This is a genomic window from Geomicrobium sp. JSM 1781026 (assembly GCF_041949955.1).
Classification (GTDB): domain Bacteria; phylum Bacillota; class Bacilli; order Bacillales; family Marinococcaceae; genus Geomicrobium_A.
The window spans coordinates 197337-215827 of record NZ_JBHFQF010000004.1 but is presented as its reverse complement, the minus strand read 5'-3'; the positions used below and the strand labels follow the sequence as shown (position 1 = coordinate 215827).

General features: G+C 43.7%; 18 protein-coding genes and 1 riboswitch. Of the genes, 14 read left to right on the top strand and 4 right to left on the bottom strand.

Annotation, left to right across the window (positions count from 1 at the left end):
- The first annotated feature begins 37 nt into the window (after window positions 1–37).
- From ACE1TF_RS08740 to ACE1TF_RS08690, 11 genes are all read left to right on the top strand, one after another.
- Window positions 38–769, top strand: coding sequence for a hypothetical protein (locus ACE1TF_RS08740; RefSeq protein ID WP_375015994.1), 732 nt, complete (start codon window positions 38–40; stop codon window positions 767–769).
- The gene (locus ACE1TF_RS08735) at window positions 766–1470 is read left to right on the top strand and encodes a hypothetical protein (protein WP_375015991.1); all 705 of its coding nucleotides are present in this window, start codon (window positions 766–768) and stop codon (window positions 1468–1470) included. The genes ACE1TF_RS08740 and ACE1TF_RS08735 overlap by 4 nt, the downstream gene beginning before the upstream one ends.
- The gene (locus tag ACE1TF_RS08730; RefSeq protein ID WP_042403208.1) at window positions 1454–1846 is read left to right on the top strand and encodes a GntR family transcriptional regulator; all 393 of its coding nucleotides are present in this window, start codon (window positions 1454–1456) and stop codon (window positions 1844–1846) included. The genes ACE1TF_RS08735 and ACE1TF_RS08730 overlap by 17 nt, the downstream gene beginning before the upstream one ends.
- Window positions 1839–2711, top strand: coding sequence for an ATP-binding cassette domain-containing protein (locus ACE1TF_RS08725; RefSeq protein ID WP_375015988.1), 873 nt, complete (start codon window positions 1839–1841; stop codon window positions 2709–2711). Before ACE1TF_RS08730 ends, ACE1TF_RS08725 begins: the two co-directional genes overlap by 8 nt.
- Complete coding sequence (locus tag ACE1TF_RS08720) at window positions 2701–3609, top strand: ABC transporter ATP-binding protein (RefSeq protein WP_375015985.1); 909 nt, start codon at window positions 2701–2703, stop codon at window positions 3607–3609. The genes ACE1TF_RS08725 and ACE1TF_RS08720 overlap by 11 nt, the downstream gene beginning before the upstream one ends.
- 2 nt (window positions 3610–3611) lie before the next feature.
- Window positions 3612–4826 carry an ABC transporter permease gene (locus ACE1TF_RS08715; RefSeq protein ID WP_375015983.1) on the top strand — a complete coding sequence of 405 codons (1215 nt, stop codon included), beginning with the start codon at window positions 3612–3614 and terminating at the stop codon, window positions 4824–4826.
- Between the two features lie 159 nt (window positions 4827–4985).
- Window positions 4986–6152 carry a MalY/PatB family protein gene (locus ACE1TF_RS08710; RefSeq protein ID WP_375015981.1) on the top strand — a complete coding sequence of 389 codons (1167 nt, stop codon included), beginning with the start codon at window positions 4986–4988 and terminating at the stop codon, window positions 6150–6152.
- A gap of 114 nt (window positions 6153–6266) precedes the next feature.
- Window positions 6267–6404 (top strand): hypothetical protein, encoded by a 138-nt coding sequence (locus ACE1TF_RS08705; protein ID WP_375015979.1) that lies wholly within the window; start codon window positions 6267–6269, stop codon window positions 6402–6404.
- Between the two features lie 7 nt (window positions 6405–6411).
- Window positions 6412–6900, top strand: coding sequence for a YwpF family protein (locus ACE1TF_RS08700; protein ID WP_375015977.1), 489 nt, complete (start codon window positions 6412–6414; stop codon window positions 6898–6900).
- A gap of 70 nt (window positions 6901–6970) precedes the next feature.
- Window positions 6971–7432 (top strand): RNA deprotection pyrophosphohydrolase, encoded by a 462-nt coding sequence (gene ytkD, locus ACE1TF_RS08695; protein ID WP_375015975.1) that lies wholly within the window; start codon window positions 6971–6973, stop codon window positions 7430–7432.
- Window positions 7433–7549: 117 nt separating this feature from the next.
- Window positions 7550–8989 carry a DHA2 family efflux MFS transporter permease subunit gene (locus ACE1TF_RS08690; RefSeq protein ID WP_375015973.1) on the top strand — a complete coding sequence of 480 codons (1440 nt, stop codon included), beginning with the start codon at window positions 7550–7552 and terminating at the stop codon, window positions 8987–8989.
- A gap of 748 nt (window positions 8990–9737) precedes the next feature.
- Here ACE1TF_RS08690 and ACE1TF_RS08685 read toward each other — a convergent pair.
- The 4 genes from ACE1TF_RS08685 to pckA all read right to left on the bottom strand — a co-directional run bounded on the left by ACE1TF_RS08685 (window position 9738) and on the right by pckA (window position 14126).
- Complete coding sequence (locus tag ACE1TF_RS08685) at window positions 9738–10544, bottom strand: ABC transporter permease (protein ID WP_375015971.1); 807 nt, start codon at window positions 10542–10544, stop codon at window positions 9738–9740.
- Complete coding sequence (locus tag ACE1TF_RS08680) at window positions 10528–11301, bottom strand: ABC transporter ATP-binding protein (protein WP_375015969.1); 774 nt, start codon at window positions 11299–11301, stop codon at window positions 10528–10530. The genes ACE1TF_RS08685 and ACE1TF_RS08680 overlap by 17 nt, the downstream gene beginning before the upstream one ends.
- Window positions 11302–11387: 86 nt before the next feature.
- Window positions 11388–12377, bottom strand: a complete 990-nt coding sequence (locus ACE1TF_RS08675; protein ID WP_375015967.1) for an ABC transporter substrate-binding protein — start codon at window positions 12375–12377, stop codon at window positions 11388–11390.
- A 156-nt stretch (window positions 12378–12533) separates the two neighbouring features.
- On the bottom strand, window positions 12534–14126 hold the full coding sequence (gene pckA, locus ACE1TF_RS08670) for a phosphoenolpyruvate carboxykinase (ATP) (RefSeq protein WP_375015965.1): 1593 nt from the start codon (window positions 14124–14126) through the stop codon (window positions 12534–12536).
- Between the two features lie 150 nt (window positions 14127–14276).
- Here pckA and ACE1TF_RS08665 point away from each other — a divergent pair, with 150 nt between their 5' ends.
- From ACE1TF_RS08665 to ACE1TF_RS08655, 3 genes are all read left to right on the top strand, one after another.
- Window positions 14277–14654 (top strand): thiol-disulfide oxidoreductase DCC family protein, encoded by a 378-nt coding sequence (locus tag ACE1TF_RS08665; RefSeq protein WP_042403197.1) that lies wholly within the window; start codon window positions 14277–14279, stop codon window positions 14652–14654.
- A gap of 82 nt (window positions 14655–14736) precedes the next feature.
- Window positions 14737–14850, top strand: a riboswitch (SAM riboswitch).
- Window positions 14851–14972: 122 nt separating this feature from the next.
- On the top strand, window positions 14973–16175 hold the full coding sequence (gene metK / locus ACE1TF_RS08660; protein WP_375015963.1) for a methionine adenosyltransferase: 1203 nt from the start codon (window positions 14973–14975) through the stop codon (window positions 16173–16175).
- A gap of 1524 nt (window positions 16176–17699) precedes the next feature.
- Complete coding sequence (locus ACE1TF_RS08655; RefSeq protein WP_152549120.1) at window positions 17700–18455, top strand: IclR family transcriptional regulator; 756 nt, start codon at window positions 17700–17702, stop codon at window positions 18453–18455.
- Window positions 18456–18491 lie beyond the last annotated feature (36 nt).

The following is an 18491-nucleotide window of genomic DNA, read 5'->3' as shown; positions in this document are numbered from 1 at the left end:
AGACATACACAGTATAACAGTTAATGGAGGTGTTCATTTGAAAAATGTGCTTGCTTTAATGCGTTTTGAGCTTCAAAAAACAAGCGTAACCTATACATTTTGGTTTCTGCTCGTCGTCACTGGACTTAGTTTTTTCTTAGCAGGGATGTTTCATGAGTTTGGTCACGTGTTGCCCCTTGATTTCTTAATCGTGTTAAGTGTTTGTTTATGGTCGAGTACCTTTTCATTCGCAGGGAAAGGGTTCTTTTTTACAGATCTAGGAGATCGGATGAGTTCACCATTTTACACATACATGAAGCGCTTCCCGATCTCAGAAAGAGAGCTATTCGTAAGTCGTGCACTGATGAAGCTTATCATTAGTACTGTTCTCGTTGGAGGCATGTTTACAGCCGCTCTGATCGTTTCACAAGATGCAGCGTTTCAGTTCGGAAGCTTTTCGTACGTCTCGTGGATTTTGCTATGGATAAGTTTTAGCCATATTTCCATCATGAATGCCAATGGAGAAATTGGCTATTCACATCGGGAGAGGCCAGCGTTATTCCGGGAAGGAATGTGGTGGAATTTCAGTTTTCTCGTTTTCTACGCACTCGTTCAACTGTTGCTCTTCGTCACGACCGGTTCTACCGTGAGTATTTTTTCGATGACAGTGAACGTCTCAAGTTATTATCCAATGGTCGCAGTCGGCATTGCATTATTCATCTCAGGGACGGCCATTTGTTGGTCACTCGTACACGGGACAAGGAAGCTGAAGAGGAGGGAAACGCAGTGAGTAACGTAGTGCAATTGCTCAGTTGGCGATTCGGTCATTATTCAATGATTGAATGGGGGATGATGCTTGTTTGGTTTTTTGCATATGGATTAACGGCAGCGCTGTTAATGGGATTAGACAATCAAAACGTGACGATCGTTAATTATATGATTGAAATTGTGTTTTTCTACGGACTGTTTATATGGATTGGCAATTTTGGTTATCTGTCCACGCAACTGTTTCACGGCAATCCTTTTCCCTATGTGCGAAGACTACCCATTCCAGAATCTGCGCTATTGATGGCACGAATGGTATTGTCGGCAGGGTTCGTGTTTATCGCCGCACTTTTCAGTATTATTATTTTCGTTTTATTAGGGGATGTGCACGTGAACATCTTGTCCCTACTCGTATTTTGGCTTGGCATAAGTCTTTTTGCGACGGCACTTGTACTTACAGAGTTCAGGCAGATCAGTCCAAATGAATTCGTAGCAAAAGGAATCATAGCTCCACTTTGTGCAGTTGTTTATGTGATCGTTGGTGCTGCTTCCTTTCTCCAAGGAGGGAATACTTTTTACATTTGGACCATTCAATCCATCGCAAAGATGCCGGTCATTGTACCACTCATCGCAATGCTTCTAGGAATGATTGTCGTGTTCGGTGTGTATCGATTTGGAAAGCAGCAGATTCAAAGAAAGGTGGGGGCTCATGAAATTACCGGTTGAGGTGAATGAACAAAGTCAAGAACCCATCTATCATCAGATTGAAGAACAAATCAAAGCATTAATTGTGTCTGGATCCATTCCAGCAGGCACAGCATTACCTTCCATTCGTGCACTAGCGGCCGATCTAGGTTGTAGTGTAATTACTACGCGAAGAGCGTATCAGAACCTTGAACAACACGGCTACATCAAAACACAAAGAGGGAAGGGGACGTTCGTGCAAGAAGTCGATGTGAATGAGCGAGATTCAATGAAAGAAAAAACTGTCACCGAAGCATTGCAAAGAGCGATTCGTACCGCAAATCAACATGACTACACCGAAGAAGAGCTTCGAAAGTTATTTGAGCGTGTATTAAGAGAGGAGACGACCGATGCTTAAGTTGCAAGATGTGACGCGGAAAATGGGGAAAGAAGCTGTTCTAGGGCCGATTGATTTACACATTGCACCGGGGACGATTACGGCGATTGTTGGCAACAACGGTGCAGGGAAGACAACACTATTTCAAGCGATTAGCGGGGATTATCCTGGTTCTGGATCGGTGAGAGTGGAAGGGCATTCTGTTCATTCAATTGCAGGCAAAGCGCAGTTGTCTTACGTTCCGCAAACGTACCCAGAAGTTGAAGCGTTCCGATTAACGGATTTGCAAAAGTTACACAAGGAACATGATTTTTCGTGGCAAGACGACCGATTTCAAGCGATTGCGAGGCAATTCAAACTTCCATTGAAAAAGCCGATACAAAAATTGTCGGTCGGTATGAAACAAAAAGCGGTGATTGCAACCCAGCTCGCAAGAAAAACGAATGTGAAACTACTGGATGAACCGTTCGCTGGTCTAGATATGGAAGGGCAATCACTCGTGGAGCGACTGTTGCTCGAAGAGTTAGAGGCGAACCCAAACGCAACGATTGTTTTTGCCACACACGTCGCCGATGAAGTGCAGCGACTGGCTGATTACGTTTGTTTTATGCATGCGGGCAAGCTATCTGAACCTGTTGAGAAAGATTGGTTACAAGAGCGTTGGAAATACGTTTGGCTTCAAGAAGCGTTGCCGGGAATGGACCGAGCGCCAGGGGTAGAAGAAGTGAGCGTTGACCCGATGCCAAAAATCTTAACGAGAAATGCTTTAGAAACAGAGGCATGGGTGCGTGAAAATGACGGAACGGTAGTGAAGCGTTCAAGTTTACGTTTGCACGAATCGATCCCACACATCTTGCGAAAAGGAGAGCAAAACGATGACGAATAAAACAGTATTGGAGCTAAAAGAGGTAAACAAATGGTTTCGCGATAAACATGCGGTCCAAAACATCTCTTTTGCCGTCCAAGAAGGAAAGATTACCGGTATTCTCGGTCCGAATGGCGCGGGCAAGTCGACACTCATCCGAATTTTAATGGGCATCATTCGCCAAGATGAAGGAGAAGTCGGCTATTTGATCGGTAAAGATCATAATCTCCCACGTGAACTCATCGGCTTTTTGCCTGAAGAAAGAGGGTTATATAAAAACGAGAAGATCATTGATGTGATTCTCTATTTAGCAGACTTGAAAAACTATGATCTGAATAAAGCGAGAGACCGGGCAAGTATGCTATTAGAGAAGCTCGGCCTAAAAGGGTATGAGAAAACGAAGATTGAAGAGTTGTCAAAAGGGATGGCGCAAAAAGTCCAATTTATCGGAAGTATCATCCACGAGCCAAAATTCCTCGTTCTTGATGAGCCTTTTTCAGGTTTGGACCCGGTCAGTCAAGACACGTTTAAAGCGGAGATTCGAGAGCTTGCAGCGAACGGAACGGCAATTCTTTTGTCATCACACCAGATGAATATCGTCGAACAGTTGTGTGATGAAATTCTTCTCATTCATCACGGACAGAAAGTGGCTTACAATACGGTTGCAAACATAAAAGAGCAATTCGCAAACTATAAGTGTGTGCTTGTTGGTATAAATGAAGACGTGAACTTTGAGGAAGACGATCGGGTTGAGCGAATGGAGCGAGAAGGGCAAACGGTTACGATTCATTTTCATCAAGATGTTCACCCACTGCGCTTTGTTCGCGATTTACCAGATTCACTAGAGTGGGATGAAATGCATATTGATCGAAAATCATTACATGACATCTTTGTATCGATAGCGAAAGAGGAGGGATAACGATGGGAAAGTGGACGAAAGTGGCACGTTGGGAAATTCGGAGAAACCTTAAAAATAAAACATTTATTATCTCTTCATTGATGACTCCTGCTATTTTTCTAGTCATGTTCTTTATTTTTGGTGCGATCGGCGGGGACGATACAGCAACTGAAGTGGGTCCAGACTTAGAAGAGCGTGACATGACAGAGTTATACGTGATGGACGAGGCCGAAGCATATGAGGATTTTGCGTCTACGGTTGAGGCTCTTGGGTTGCCATATGAGCCGGTAGAAACAGAGATGACTGAGGCACAATTACATGAGCAAGGTGAAGAACAGTCGATTGCTTATTTAGTCTTAGGTAGTGATCAATTTGAGGCCGGAGTGTCCGAAAACCACACTACGTCTCCTTTTGAATTGCAAGCGGATCTAGAGCTTGTTCAACAATCGATGCTGCTCGGGGAGTTTGGTGTCGAGCCTGAAGCTGTAGGAGAGGTATTGGCTTCGTCTCATGTTACGGTGTCAACGCTTCAATCAGGTATCGATGAAGATCCGTTGGCGGGATTTATCCCTGCAATTTTTGGTGGCGTCGTTCTTCTTAGTATTATCATTACCGGAATGATGACATTAAACAGTTCGATGCAAGAGAAAAAAGACAAGATGGCGGAGACATTACTTTCGTCAGTCACTCCGAATGACATGATGAAAGGGAAGATTTTTGGGTACTTTGTGCTCGGCATGTTGCAAGTAACTTTATGGTTGGTCATCGGAATTCCGATCGCACAGTTTTACGGAGACCTCCCAGTTCTTGAAAACATTGTTTCCCCGCTTACTCTTTTATTCTTATTATATGGCGTACTCGGTTACTTGTTTTTTGCATCCATGTACGTTGCGCTTGGCGCTACGATCGAAGATGCGACGACTGCAGGAAACTTTACAGGGATTTTTATGATGCTTCCGTTTTTGCCTTTCCCGTTTATCGGCGCCTTTATTGCTGACCCGTCAGGCGTCATCGCAACGGTAGCAAGTTACTTCCCGTTTACAAGTTCAATGGCGATGATTGTTCGTGTCGTGATGTTAGATGAATTCCCACTCCTTGAAGTGATCTTGTCTCTTGTTGTGCTCATCATTTGTGTAGCATTAATGATGAAGATTGCTGGGAAAATTTATAAAACAGGCATGCTTATGCACGGTAAAAATGCAACCCCAGCCGAGATGTGGAAGTGGATTCGACAATAAAGGACTCATGAACGATACGCACACCACCCACCTTTCATTGGTGTACGGTGTGCGTCTTTGTTGTTTTCAAAATACGTGCTTTGAGTAACTCTCTTTGCCGAGAGTACTCGGATGGAGTAGAATATAGAGACAAGTGATAAACACAAGGGGTTGAGGACGATGAATTTTGACGAGATCATTGAACGAAATCAGACGAATTCAATGAAATGGGATGCCGTGAAAACGATATATAAATCCGATGATGTCTGGCCAATGTGGGTCGCTGATATGGACTTTAAAGCGCCCCAGCCTGTCCTAGACGCTCTCCATAACGTGACTGAACACGGGGTGTTTGGCTATCACCTCCCGCCAGAATCATTAAGAGAAGCGATTTCTGAATGGATGCTTAAGCGCTTCGATTGGCAAGTAGAGACGAAACAGATAACATTTACCCCCGGGGTTGTACCGGCAATTCATCACCTCATTCAAGCACTTACGAATGAAGGCGACAAGATTATCATTCAACCGCCGGTGTATTACCCGTTCTTTTCGTTAGTGAATGTGAATAAACGCGAGTTGATAGAAAACTTCTTGTTGGAAGATTCTGGATCGTATCAGATGGACATGGATGATCTTGAAACCCACATGAAAAACGGTGCAAAAATGCTCATTTTATGTAACCCACATAATCCGAGCGGTCGGATGTGGAAACATAATGAGCTTGTAAAACTGCTTGAACTATGTAAGAAGTATGATGTAACTCTCGTCTCCGATGAGATTCATTCCGACGTGATTTTACATGGTAAGCATGTCCCGTTAGCGTCCATAGCTGGAGCAGAAGACGTTCAAGTAGCTACATGTATGGCGCCAAGTAAGACGTTTAATCTTGCTGCATTGCAACTGTCTTATGTAATTTCTAACGATGATGAGTTGCAGAGAAAGCTTGAATTACAGATGAAACAAACGTTCAGTGGGATTGGCAGTCCATTCGCATCGGCAGCAGCCGAAGCTGCGTACCGTGAGGGTGAGCCTTGGCTCGAGGAAATGCTCGCTTATGTTCAAGGCAATGTGGACTACGTGAAACAACGTTTAGATGAACAGATGCCAAAAATCCGCTACATGGACCCTGAATCAACGTACCTTCTTTGGCTAGACTTTAGAGCCTTGAATTTTGAAGAAAAAGATCTGGAGCAATGGCTACGACAAGATGCTAGACTTGCATTGAATGATGGCCATACATTTGGGAAGCCAGGGTCTGGATTTGCAAGAATGAATCTCGGTTGCCCAAGAAGTCATGTGAAAGAAGGACTAGACCGGCTACAAAAAGCGTATGAGCAACTCGTATAGTCTGGCATACCCATTTTTACTGCAAAATTTAAAGGAAAATGTACATGTTTATCGAACCTATGTAATAGACATGTATAGACGATTTTCCAAAAGGGCGAAAAGGGGAATGTCTGAATGGATTTGATTGAAGAATTCAAGCAAGCATTGGAGCGTCCGCTGACCGACCAGGAAGAACGTTTCCTGATCTGGCTTCAAGAAGAAGACAATAAACGAAACAATCAGCGATCTCACTCAATGAATTCATGGATGTGATGAATAGATGAAGACGTTTAGACTAAAGGGATTGCGATTACTACTAGAAAAAGATACAGAACCTGGTCAAGAGAAGATTGAATTGCATGAGGGACTTGTCATTAACCGTGAAGAGGGCGGTTGGTGGCTTCTTGAAGTCGTTGTTGATGCCGACGCGAAAAAAGTGTTCGACCAACTCAAAGAACAAGAAACCGATGTCATGATGGAAGTCATTATTTCCCATGAGAACAATGACCCGGCGACGATGGTCGGTCGCATTCGGTCTGGGAGAGAGCTTGAGTCCACATATTCTTATTTAATTGACAGTAAGATGGCGATGAAAAAAGAAGATGTATTCAATTACATTTTGGATTCGCTCATTGCCGATGGCTACACTGGAGATCAGTTGATTGAAGAATTCAAGAACCGAAAAGCAGACAACGCCAACTGGTCACAACAGATGGCACGCTCTCTTTATGAACAGTATCGAGAAAAAGGTTCACCGCTTAGTGAATAAGTAAGACAGACCGATCCAACATGAGATCGGTCTTTTCGTCATACACTATAAGAAAAAAAGGATTTCGATTATGCACAAGTTCCGCGATTATTATGGGAATCATGTTCGTCTGTCGTTTGAACGGGAAACCTTCTCGACAGACCCAAAACACGTCTGGGTCATCTGCCGGCTCAAAAAAGAGTGGTTACTCACTCAACATAAAGACCGAGGGCTCGAATTCCCTGGTGGGAAAGTGGAACCTGGAGAAAATCCGGAGATGGCAGCCGTACGAGAAGTATGGGAAGAAACGGGTGCTCGGATCCACAGCCTCGAATACATCGGGCAATATGAAGTACAGGCAAAGGCAGAAACCGTTATAAAAAATATTTACTTTGCAGAAGTAGCAACGCTTGAAAGGCAAGCCAACTACTTTGAAACGAAAGGCCCTGTCTTACGTAAACAATTACCGGTAAAAATTAAGCAAGATTCGGCGTATAGCTTCGTCATGAAAGATGATGTTTTGCAGCTCTCAATGGAGCGTTTGAATTTATAGTCGTTCAAATGCTCTTTTTTGTGAACCTGAACTCTTTCGTTTGCCGAAGGTTTTGATTCGGCGTATAATCTTCTATTAGTCTAAGTTAAAATGGTAGATTCAAATAGGGAGTCCTACATGAAGCAAAACGAACCATATAATAAAGTGTTAATCGCCTCATTGTTAATTGCAGGGTCATTTGTAGCTGTTTTAAATCAAACGTTAATGATTACAGCGATCCCACCGATCATGGATGAAATGGGAATAACCGCAAATACAGCGCAATGGCTAACGACAATCTTTATGCTAATCAATGGAATTATGATTCCGATTACTGCATTTTTAATTGAAAAATTTACAACACGTCAACTATTTTTAACAGCGATGCTCGTATTTTTAGTCGGTACGATTTTTGGCGGGTTAGCGACAAATTTCCCGACACTCATAACAGCAAGAGTCATTCAATCCATCGGTGCAGGTGTGATGCTTCCCCTCATGCAAACCGTATTTCTGTTGATTTTCCCAGTCGAAAAACGGGGAACTGCAATGGGGTACATCGGTTTAGTCATTTCTTTTGCCCCAGCTATTGGACCGACAATATCAGGATGGGTAACGTCGAATTATGAATGGCGCTTTTTATTTTGGGGAATTGTACCGCTTACAATTGTGATGATTATCGTTGCCTTTTTCGCGATGAGAAATGTAACTGAACGACGAGAACGTACAGTGGACGTGCTGTCCATCATTTTATCCACACTCGGTTTTGGTGGTTTGTTATACGGCTTTACGAGCGCCGGTAACCAAGGGTGGACAGATCCAATCACACTTCTCGTTCTGTTCGTCGGGCTCGTTTCTTTAATGTTGTTTGTGCACAGACAGTTAACGATGAAACAACCGATGTTGGAGCTGCGTGTATTCAAACTTCGTATATTTACGATCTCATCAATTATCGCTGCGATCGGGTTTCTCGGATTAATTGGTTTAGAAACGATCATTCCGCTATATTTGCAAAATATGCGCGGGTTTACAGCGATGGAAGCCGGGCTTGTCATTTTACCTGGGGCGCTCATTGCTGGATTGATGGCCCCGATTACCGGTCGGATTTTCGACCGAATTGGGGCGAAAGCACTTGCCGTACCTGGTCTCATTCTAATGAGTGTGTCCACAGTGGGTCTTATGTTTATTGACCAAACGACGACGCTCGTTTACATTTCCGTCATGTTTGCAATTCGGATGTTTGGGTTTTCGATGGTGATGATGCCTGTCAATACGGCAGGGTTGAATCAGCTTCCGCCTAAACTTATCCCTCACGGTGCAGCAGTAAGCAACACCGTCCGTCAAATGGCGGCTTCGATCGGAACAGCGATGCTCGTCACAACGATGACGACTACAGCCGTTGTAGCAGATCAACAAGGAACGACGTTTGATCCAGATATTTTAGGTGCAATAATGGCAACAGGTGTCATTGCTCTTCTCACGGTAGCTGCCCTTCTCTTATCGTTTAAGGTTACACGCACATACCCATTAACCGATGAAGAATGGGATGAAAGAGAACGGCAAAAACGTGAACGCGCATAGGTCGTGGTGTCACGTCGTGATCAAAGGAGTTCTTACCGACGTCAAGAGTAGAGGTTGAGGTTGATACGCACGTTTAAGAAAGAATTGACCGTGTTTCCTCGGTAATCACCTGGTTTTTGTGGGCTAGACAAACGAAGGAAAGCGAGAGAGGGAGATGAGCCTCTCTCGCTTTTTATGGAACAATCGAGCAGGCATATCGGGCGATGTATTGCCCGATATGCCTCGTGAATTTTGAATTCTAACCATTCATGCCACAGACCCGGCTCGTATCGACTCAGATTGTCACATACCATGCTATTTGTGACCAGTTGGAACTTTTATGAGACATTTGGCTGCTCCAAACGCCGGTATTTCTGTCTGAGTTGTCACATACCTAGCTATTTGTGACAATTTGTGCCACAGGCCTAGCACTCTCATATACACTTCTCGTCGATTGTATGGGATGGAGGACGGCCGAGGGCGGGAGCTCATTTATGAGACCATCCGTGCCACAAACCCGGCTCGTATCGACTCAGATTGTCACTTACCTTGCTATTTGTGACCAGTTGGAACTTTTATGAGACATTTGGCTGCTCCAAACGTCGGTATTTCTGTCTGAGTTGTCACATACTTAGCTATTTGTGACAGTTCGCTCTTTTTATCAAGGCGACAAGCTTCCATCTGCACGTAACCCGCTCTTAAAAAAGAGACACTGTACCGTGAAAACCGGCACAGTGTCTCTTTTTAATCATGTTGATTCAATAAAATGCTATTGTCTACGCTTCTTGTTCATGGATCGCTCAATGATTGCAACCCCTTGATACATAAGCGTCGCGAGTATAGCTACGAGAACAAGGCTGAGCATCACCATGTTAAAGTTAAACACTTGGAATCCGTAGATAATCATATACCCGAGGCCTTGATTTGATACGAGATATTCCCCAACGATGACTCCGACCCATGCTAAACCGACGTTGACTTTTAATGCGGAAACCATTGCCGGATAAGACGCTGGAAGAATAACGTAGCGGAAACGTTGTGAACGCTTAGCTCCAAACGTATCGACGACTTTTACAAAATTGGGGTCTGTCTCTCTAAACGCATTGTAGATGACGAGTGTTGTGACAATAATGGAAATGAGTACCCCCATAGCGATTACGGAACTCATATTCGGTCCAAAGCTGACGATGAGAATGGGTCCAAGCGCGACTTTAGGCATCGCATTTAAAATGACGAGATAAGGGTCAAGCACACGAGAAAGAAAAGGAGACCACCATAAACTAGCGGCAATGACAATTCCACCGATCGTTCCAATGATAAACCCAAGGATTGTCTCCAGTAGCGTGACGCCGATATGGACGTGTAGCGTACCACTTTGCAACATACTTACAAATAATTCAAATACGTTGGAAGGGGAGCTAAACAATAAAGGATCGATCCATTGCATTCGACTAGCAACTTCCCATAAAACGAAGAAACTGATCAAGATAAAAAGTTGGGTCCCTCGAATTTTCCACGTTTCTAATCGCTTGGCTTTTAGATGCTTTTCGTATTGTTCTTTAATTTGTGGTTTCAAGGGATTCTAACTCCTTCCAAATCGTCTGGAACCACCATTGGAACTCGCTATGATTTCTCGCTTCTAATGGCGTTAATGCCCGCAATTCAGTTGGAATGCTAAACACTTCTTGAACGACAGAGGGACGGTGGCTTAGTAAGATGACGCGATCGCTCATCGCAATCGCTTCACTAATGTCGTGTGTAACAAGCACGGTTGTTTTCTTCCTTGCTTTAAGCGTTTCGTGAATTAGATCTTCTAAATATAATTTTGTTTGATAGTCAAGAGCAGAGAAGGGTTCATCAAGTAATAAGAGGGATGGCTTTGCTGCAAGCGTGCGGACGAGAGCAGCACGTTGCCTCATGCCGCCAGAGAGTTCAGAAGGCATCTGATCAATGTGGCGAAGGAGCCCCATTTGATCTAACAGGTCCTTCGCATAATCCTCATTTTCCTTCGTTTTCGTTCGGGTAATATCAAGACCGATGTTAATATTGTCGCCAATCGTTAGCCACGGAAAAAGATAATCTTGTTGAAGCATATAACCAATGTTGGTTGTCTGAGAGGTAACTTTTGCCCCGTCGAATTCGACATCACCGCTTGATGGTGTTGTTAAGCCCGCAATCATAGAAAGTATTGTCGTTTTTCCGCAACCACTCGGACCGATGATAGAAACGAATTCACCATCGTCAACTTCCAAATTCACATTACGAATCGCTTCAACAATATCAGATCCGGTAAAGAAATATTTTTCGATGTTTTGCAATTGCAGTCGTGCCACGGATCTACCTCCTTTAATCATATATAGAGGGGAATTGAACATTGAAGAGGGCTCCTGAACCGCTTCAGAAGCCCTGAACTAAACGATTACTCTAATGCTTGATCCGTAATGGAACGATTGACGAGTTCTTCGTAACCAAATCGCTCTGGAAGCTCCCCAGAATCGTCCATTATATTTTGTAAATGCTCCCATCCGTCTTCATCAATGTACGGATCTTTTGCATAGGAGTCTTGGTTGCGGTACCTTTCGATAACTTGAGCAATCAGTTGTTCAGATGTTTCATCAAAATAAGGAGCGATGGACGTGGCGATTGTGTCAACATCTTCCTCTTGAACGAACTGCTGTGCTTTATAAAGTGCACGGTTAAATTTCACGAGCATCTCTTCATTATTTTCAATTGTACTTTCTTTCGTAATAAAACTTGTATACGGTAAAATGCCTGACTCTTCCCCAAAGCTTGCGACGACATAACCTAATCCTTCTTCCTCAAACTCAGTCGCTTGTGGTTCAAAGAGTTGAACAAAATCTCCAGACCCTGATGCAAATGCACCTGCAATATTGGCAAAATCAATGCTTTGGTCAAGGGTTACATCTTCATCAACATCAATGCCATTTTGAGCAAGTGCGTATTCTCCGGCCATCTGTGGCATTCCTCCAGCCCGCTGACCAAGGTATTCCTTGCCACGTAAGTCTTCAAATGTGAAGTCTTCAATCGGTTCTCTCGATACTAAAAAGGTTCCATCTGTTTGTGTTAAAGCCCCGAAGTTGACGACGCTGTCACTTGGGTTTTGAGCGTGCACATAAATGGATGTTTCCGAACCAACTAAAGCAACATCCGCACTGTCTGCTAGCAACGTGGTCATCGTTGTGTCGCCGCCCCACGTCGTCGTAATGTTAATATCTAAGCCTTCATCGGCAAAGAAGCCTTCCTCAACCCCTACGTATAGCGGCGCATAAAAAATCGAGCGAGTCACTTCTGCAACTTCTACCGTTTCTGTTTCTGAGTCCGTGCTACAAGCACTAAGAAGCAGCACCGCTAAAACCGGAGCAACCAGTCGTCGATATGTTTTTTTCATATGATCTTCTCCCCCAAAATGTTTCAATACACCTATCATATGCGGATTGTATAGACGGGTGTTTGTTTATCTGAGAAAACATCTCGGGATTTTTAAACACAAAAAAGCTGTTCAAACCCATCACTAGATGAATTCAAACAGCTGTACAGATATTATTTATGATTCAAATGTTGGTCCTGCTTTTCGAATGTCATCAGACACGTGAGAGAAGCGTGCAAAATTCTCTTTGAACTTGCGAGCCAGCTCTTTTGCCTTTGCGTCATATTCTGCTGATTCGTTCCATGTAGATTTTGGTTGCAACACTTCATCCGGTACACCAGGTACACGGGTAGGAATATGCAGTCCGAAAAACGGATCAGCAGTCGTATCAACGTGGTCAAGCTCACCTTCAAGCGCAGCTTGCACCATCGCTCTTGTAAAGCTAAGTGGAATTCGTTCGCTCACTCCATAGCCGCCTGCATTCCAGCCAGTGTTAACGAGAAATACATTCACATCGTGCTGATCAATCTTCTCACCGAGCATTTCCGCATAAACAGAAGCATGTCGTGGCAAGAATGGTGCACCGAAACAGCTTGAGAAAGTCGCTTCAGGTTCTGTAACGCCACGCTCTGTACCCGCAAGCTTACTCGTATATCCACTTAAAAAATGGTACATCGCTTGCTCTTTTGTAAGTTTACTAATTGGAGGAAGAACCCCAAAAGCATCAGCTGTTAAGAATACAATTGTATTTGGGTGACCTGCCATACTTTGTGGAAGCATGTTCTGGATGTGTTCCAACGGGTAAGCAGCTCTTGTATTCTCCGTGTAATATCCATCGTCATAGTCTGGCTCACGACTTTCATCATCTAAGACGACGTTTTCGAGAACAGCCCCGAATCGAATGGCGTCATAAATGTCAGGTTCTTTATCCTTTGAGAGGTTGATCGTTTTCGCGTAGCAACCTCCTTCGATATTGAACACGCCGTTTTCTGACCAGCCGTGCTCATCGTCACCGATAAGAAAACGTGTACGGTCTGCGGATAGCGTCGTTTTTCCTGTTCCAGATAACCCGAAAAATAAAGCGACGTCACCTTCTTTACCCGTGTTTGCAGAACAGTGCATCGGCAATACATCTTGAGCAGGCAACAAGAAGTTCATAATTGAGAAAATGGACTTCTTCATCTCACCGGCATATTCTGTTCCGCCAATGAGGACAATGCGCTCTTCAAATGAAATGTGAACGAACGCTTCAGAACGTGTTCCGTCTTCGGCTGGGTCTGCTTTAAACCCAGGGGCAGATACGATCGTAAAACCGTTCTCTTCCTCCGCTGGCGTTTCTCCTTGTTCAGGACGAATAAACAATTGACGGGCAAATAAATTATGCCACGCGAACTCATTGATCACACGCAGGGGCAGACGATAATCTTTATCTTTTCCGGCATAGCCGTGTGTCACAAACAACGCTTCTTGTTGCCCTAAATAGTGAACAACTTTACGATATAAAGAAGAGAACACATCTTTTTCTACAGGGGTATTCACGACACCCCAATCAATGTCTTCATGTATAGTCGGTTCATCAACGATAAATTTGTCTTTCGGGGATCGACCCGTATACAAACCAGTGGTTGCTGCAAACGCTCCAGACTTCGTTAGCACACCTTCGTTGCGTGAGAGCGCTCTTTCTACTAATCTGGACTCAGGAAGGTCCTGTTCAACGTGTTCCCCTTTTAATAAATGTTGGAGGGCAGATTCAAAAGATACGGTACTCATATTGGCAAAATCCTTTCTCACATTGTTCACGATACGAAAGTGTGAATTTGAAATTAGTATAACACATTTTAACTTATAGTCTATACTATTTTTCGATTTCACAAATGTGCCATGATTATTGTGTAAAAAACAAGATAGGAGCGATTTTGGATGAAAGCATGTGTTGTGTTTTATGATAGCCATTGTTCACTTTGTCAAAACACGAAGGAGAAGTTGCAAAAATATGCCACATTTCGCCAAGTTAAATGGGTGTCTACGCGCGAAGAAAACTTAGAAAAACACTATCCTTTTGCACGATACGCCGATTTTGAACGAGAGATGTACGTACTCGTTGATGATACGTATGTGTACGGAGGGTATGATGGTGTCATTCGGCTTTTACGTTTGCACCCGCTGCTTCGCACGCCGTTATACTTTGGGTCCAAAACTCCAATACGACCCATCGGCAAAAAGCTATATGAAAAAATTGCGGCGAATCGGCCGATGATTGGCAGTACATGTAAGGATGGACTTTGTAAAATTAGCTAAATTCTTATAAATGGTATAACACAATAAAAGAAGCCATCTCGTTTGCAATTCTTCTATATAACCTTTATATTATTCAAGTAGGCTTTTATCAGGAGAAGGTGGAGGGGCAGGCCCGATGAAACCCAGCAACCACTTGCCGAGTGCAGGAATGGTGCCAACCTGGCAAAACACGACTTTGTGTTCTGCAAGATAAGAGGCGAAAGGTGAAATGTAATGCTCCTTCCCTCACAGGTGAAGGGGCTTTTTCATGTTCAAACGGCACGAATTAAGGATCTACACATATAGAGTAAGTAGGAATTGTTTGAGGAGGAAACAAACATGGAAGCAAATGGCCGAAGGCTTTTTACATCTGAATCAGTGACAGAAGGGCATCCAGATAAGATATGTGATCAAGTATCTGATGCAATTTTGGATGAAATTCTCACCCATGATCCGAATGCCCGGGTTGCATGTGAAACTGTAGCGAATACGGGACTTATTCTTGTGACAGGGGAAATTACGACGACCACATACGTCGATATTCAGAAGATCGTACGAGAAACGTTGAGTGAGATTGGCTACACGAGGGCAAAATATGGTCTAGACGCAGAGACTTGTGCAATTATTACTGCCATTGATGAACAATCCCCAGACATCGCTCAAGGTGTTAATGCAGCGTTAGAAGCACGCGAAGGCGTTATGACCGACAAAGAGATTGATGAAATTGGTGCGGGAGATCAAGGGTTAATGTTTGGTTATGCAGATAATGAAACTCCAGAGTATATGCCAATGCCGATTTCGCTTTCTCACCGTCTTGCAAGACAACTAACGAAAGTACGAAAAGATGGCGTCTTGGATTACTTGCGCCCAGACGGAAAAACACAAGTGACGATTGAATATGACGACAATCATGAACCAGTACGCGTTGATACGATCGTTATTTCGACCCAGCATCATCCTGAAGTGACACTCGAACAAATTGAAAAGGATGTTAAAGCAGAAGTCATCGGTCCGGTTGTACCAGAAAAATGGATCGACAGCAAAACAAAATACTTTATTAATCCGACAGGGCGGTTTGTCATCGGTGGTCCACAAGGTGATGCTGGCCTAACTGGACGAAAGATTATTGTCGATACGTATGGTGGTTTTGCTCGTCACGGTGGTGGTGCTTTTTCTGGTAAAGACCCAACAAAAGTGGATCGTTCCGGCTCTTATGCCGCGCGGTATGTCGCAAAGAACCTCGTTGCCGCTGGACTTGCCGACAAATGTGAAGTACAACTTGCGTATGCAATTGGCGTTGCCAAACCTGTATCCATCTCCATCAATACATTTGGTACCGGAAAGGTGTCGGAGAGCGTTTTACTCGAACTCGTTGACCGTCACTTTGACTTGCGACCGGCTGGCCTCATTCGCATGCTCAATTTGAGAACACCGATCTACAAGCAAACAGCTGCATACGGTCATTTCGGAAGAACAGACGTTGATCTTCCGTGGGAACGTACTGATAAAGCAGATCAGCTAAAAGCAGAATCAGGAATCTAAACAAAAAGCTCAGCCAGTGGCTGGGCTTTTTTATATGAATGTAGGCTAGAAACAAAGAAGTCATGCCATTTATACAAGATCGTTTACCCTCTGATGGAGAAATTCTTATACTATATATTCACGTTATAAAAATGACACAGCGCGTCACGTTCATTTCCCGATTGAGCCATGCTAGCCGGAACTCCTGACACCCGAGTATACGAAAAAGTTGCGTGTACATTCCAGTTCAACCAAGGTTGCGATCGTGTTTGTGAGCAAAAACTACTCGTTGTATAACATTTGGGTATTTTTAAGATGTCGGTGATCTAGATCACCCCCGGAACGATCTAGATCGTGTTAAAACGCTGGTTTTTTCCAGATACTGGTCGATCTAGATCGTTTTCATGATGATCTATATAAGTTGAACTTAAGAAATTCATTGAATCGGATGACTGAGATCGGTCTTTGCGGTTGAGTGTTTGCATATTGCGTGTTGAAATTCATCTCGTTGCACTTCGACAGCTTCGTTGTCGATCGTTGTTCGTCACTGCAAGGGTTAGGGGCAACACGAAAAGCGTTTGCCGAAGGGTGAAAAGTCCTCACCGAGGCCCACCACCTCGCACAAGCATGTGATGACCGGTCACGTATGTGACAATCCAGCCCTCAAACCGGGCACTTTCGGCATGCAACTGTCACAAATCGCACAATTTGTGACAGTTGACACCGTTTATGTGCGAATTCACGTTTAAAATCATGGTTTTTCTTTCTCAAATGTCACAAATATGAAGATATGGGGCATTTGGACTTTTTTCCACACACCGTAGCCAGGAGGCAGCACCGAACCGATGTCGCCCTTGTGCTACGAAGACGTCGGCGCGAACCGCACCGAACCGAGTCCGATTTGGCCTCGGCCCCGCTGGGGCCGACAGGTTGCTTGCTTATGGGCATTGAATCTGCGCACCAGTTGGAACAAACTGCGCAGGAGTTTAGCTGAATGAGCGCCAAAATTGGTAAACTAGGCAAACTTACGCGCAAAATGGCACCCAGCATCGCGCTACCCCTCCAACCTAACAACCAACAGCGTTAATCAGGAAAATCTTCATTCTATATAGGTCGCTTCAAAACAACACAGTTCACCTCATAATGGACGATCTATGAACGTTCATTTTCTAAATCAAACTTCAACCTTGTTTTATGCACATAAACTTCCAGAGCACAAGCGATCCGCCAGCATTGGAAATCAATAAGTAGTAGCATTTCATTTTAAACAAAGTACGTTGATTGGTCATTGCGGCATTTCGTCACCGCCGATTAGATTACATGGCGATGCAAAATAAATGAACTCGTTTAATTTGGGAATTTATGCTAAGTGGTACATGCCTTAACCCTTTACCTACAAAGAAAGAAGAAAAACTCTGCAAGCCACTAAGAATGGAATCGTCAAAAAACAATGTCGAATTTTGTTGACACCGCTTTCACCTAGGGCTATAATTCGTTTTAGAAAAAGTGAAACAGCGTTCCTTAATGAAGAACAGGAGGGGGATGATGATACAATCAATCGACCGAGCCTTGCGCGTATTAGATTTGTTGAAAGATCATCATTTTGGACTTGGTGTTACTGAATTATCCCATCGTTTAGGGGTGGCAAAAAGTACAGTGCACCGCATTCTCAGTAGTATGGAAGATCATGGTTACGTAAGGCAAGAACCGAATAATGGTAATTATCGGTTAGGTTTAAAATTTTTAGAAATGCAACAATATGTTCTAAAACAAATGGAAATTACGGCGATTGCGAGGCCGTTTCTAGATGATTTGAGTAGAGAAGCAAATGAGATTGTCCATCTCGTTGAACAACAAGACTTTGAAGTTGTTTACTTGGATAAAGTAGAACATCATTCGAATACGATTCGAATCTATTCAAGGATCGGGCGTCGGGCACCTATGCATTGTACCGGTGTAGGGAAAGTATTATTATCACATCTAACCGATTCGAAATTGGAACACTATTTCCAAAATGTGACGAGTCGAAAGAAATTCACAGAGCATACATTAACGACAAAAATAGAGATAAAAGATGCCATTACACGTATTAAAGATTTGGGATATAGCGTAGATAACGAAGAACACGAACGAGGCATTCGGTGTGTAGCAGCGCCCGTTTTTAATCATCTTGGAGAGGTCAATCATGGTGTGAGTGTTACAGGTCCGTTGGACCGTATGGATGATCAAAGACTCGAAGAAGTGATTGGATTATTAACAGCGACGTGCGGGAGAATATCGAAAGAATTAGGATACCAATAGATTTCTTTATCTCATTTAAGAAGAACAGCGTTCCGC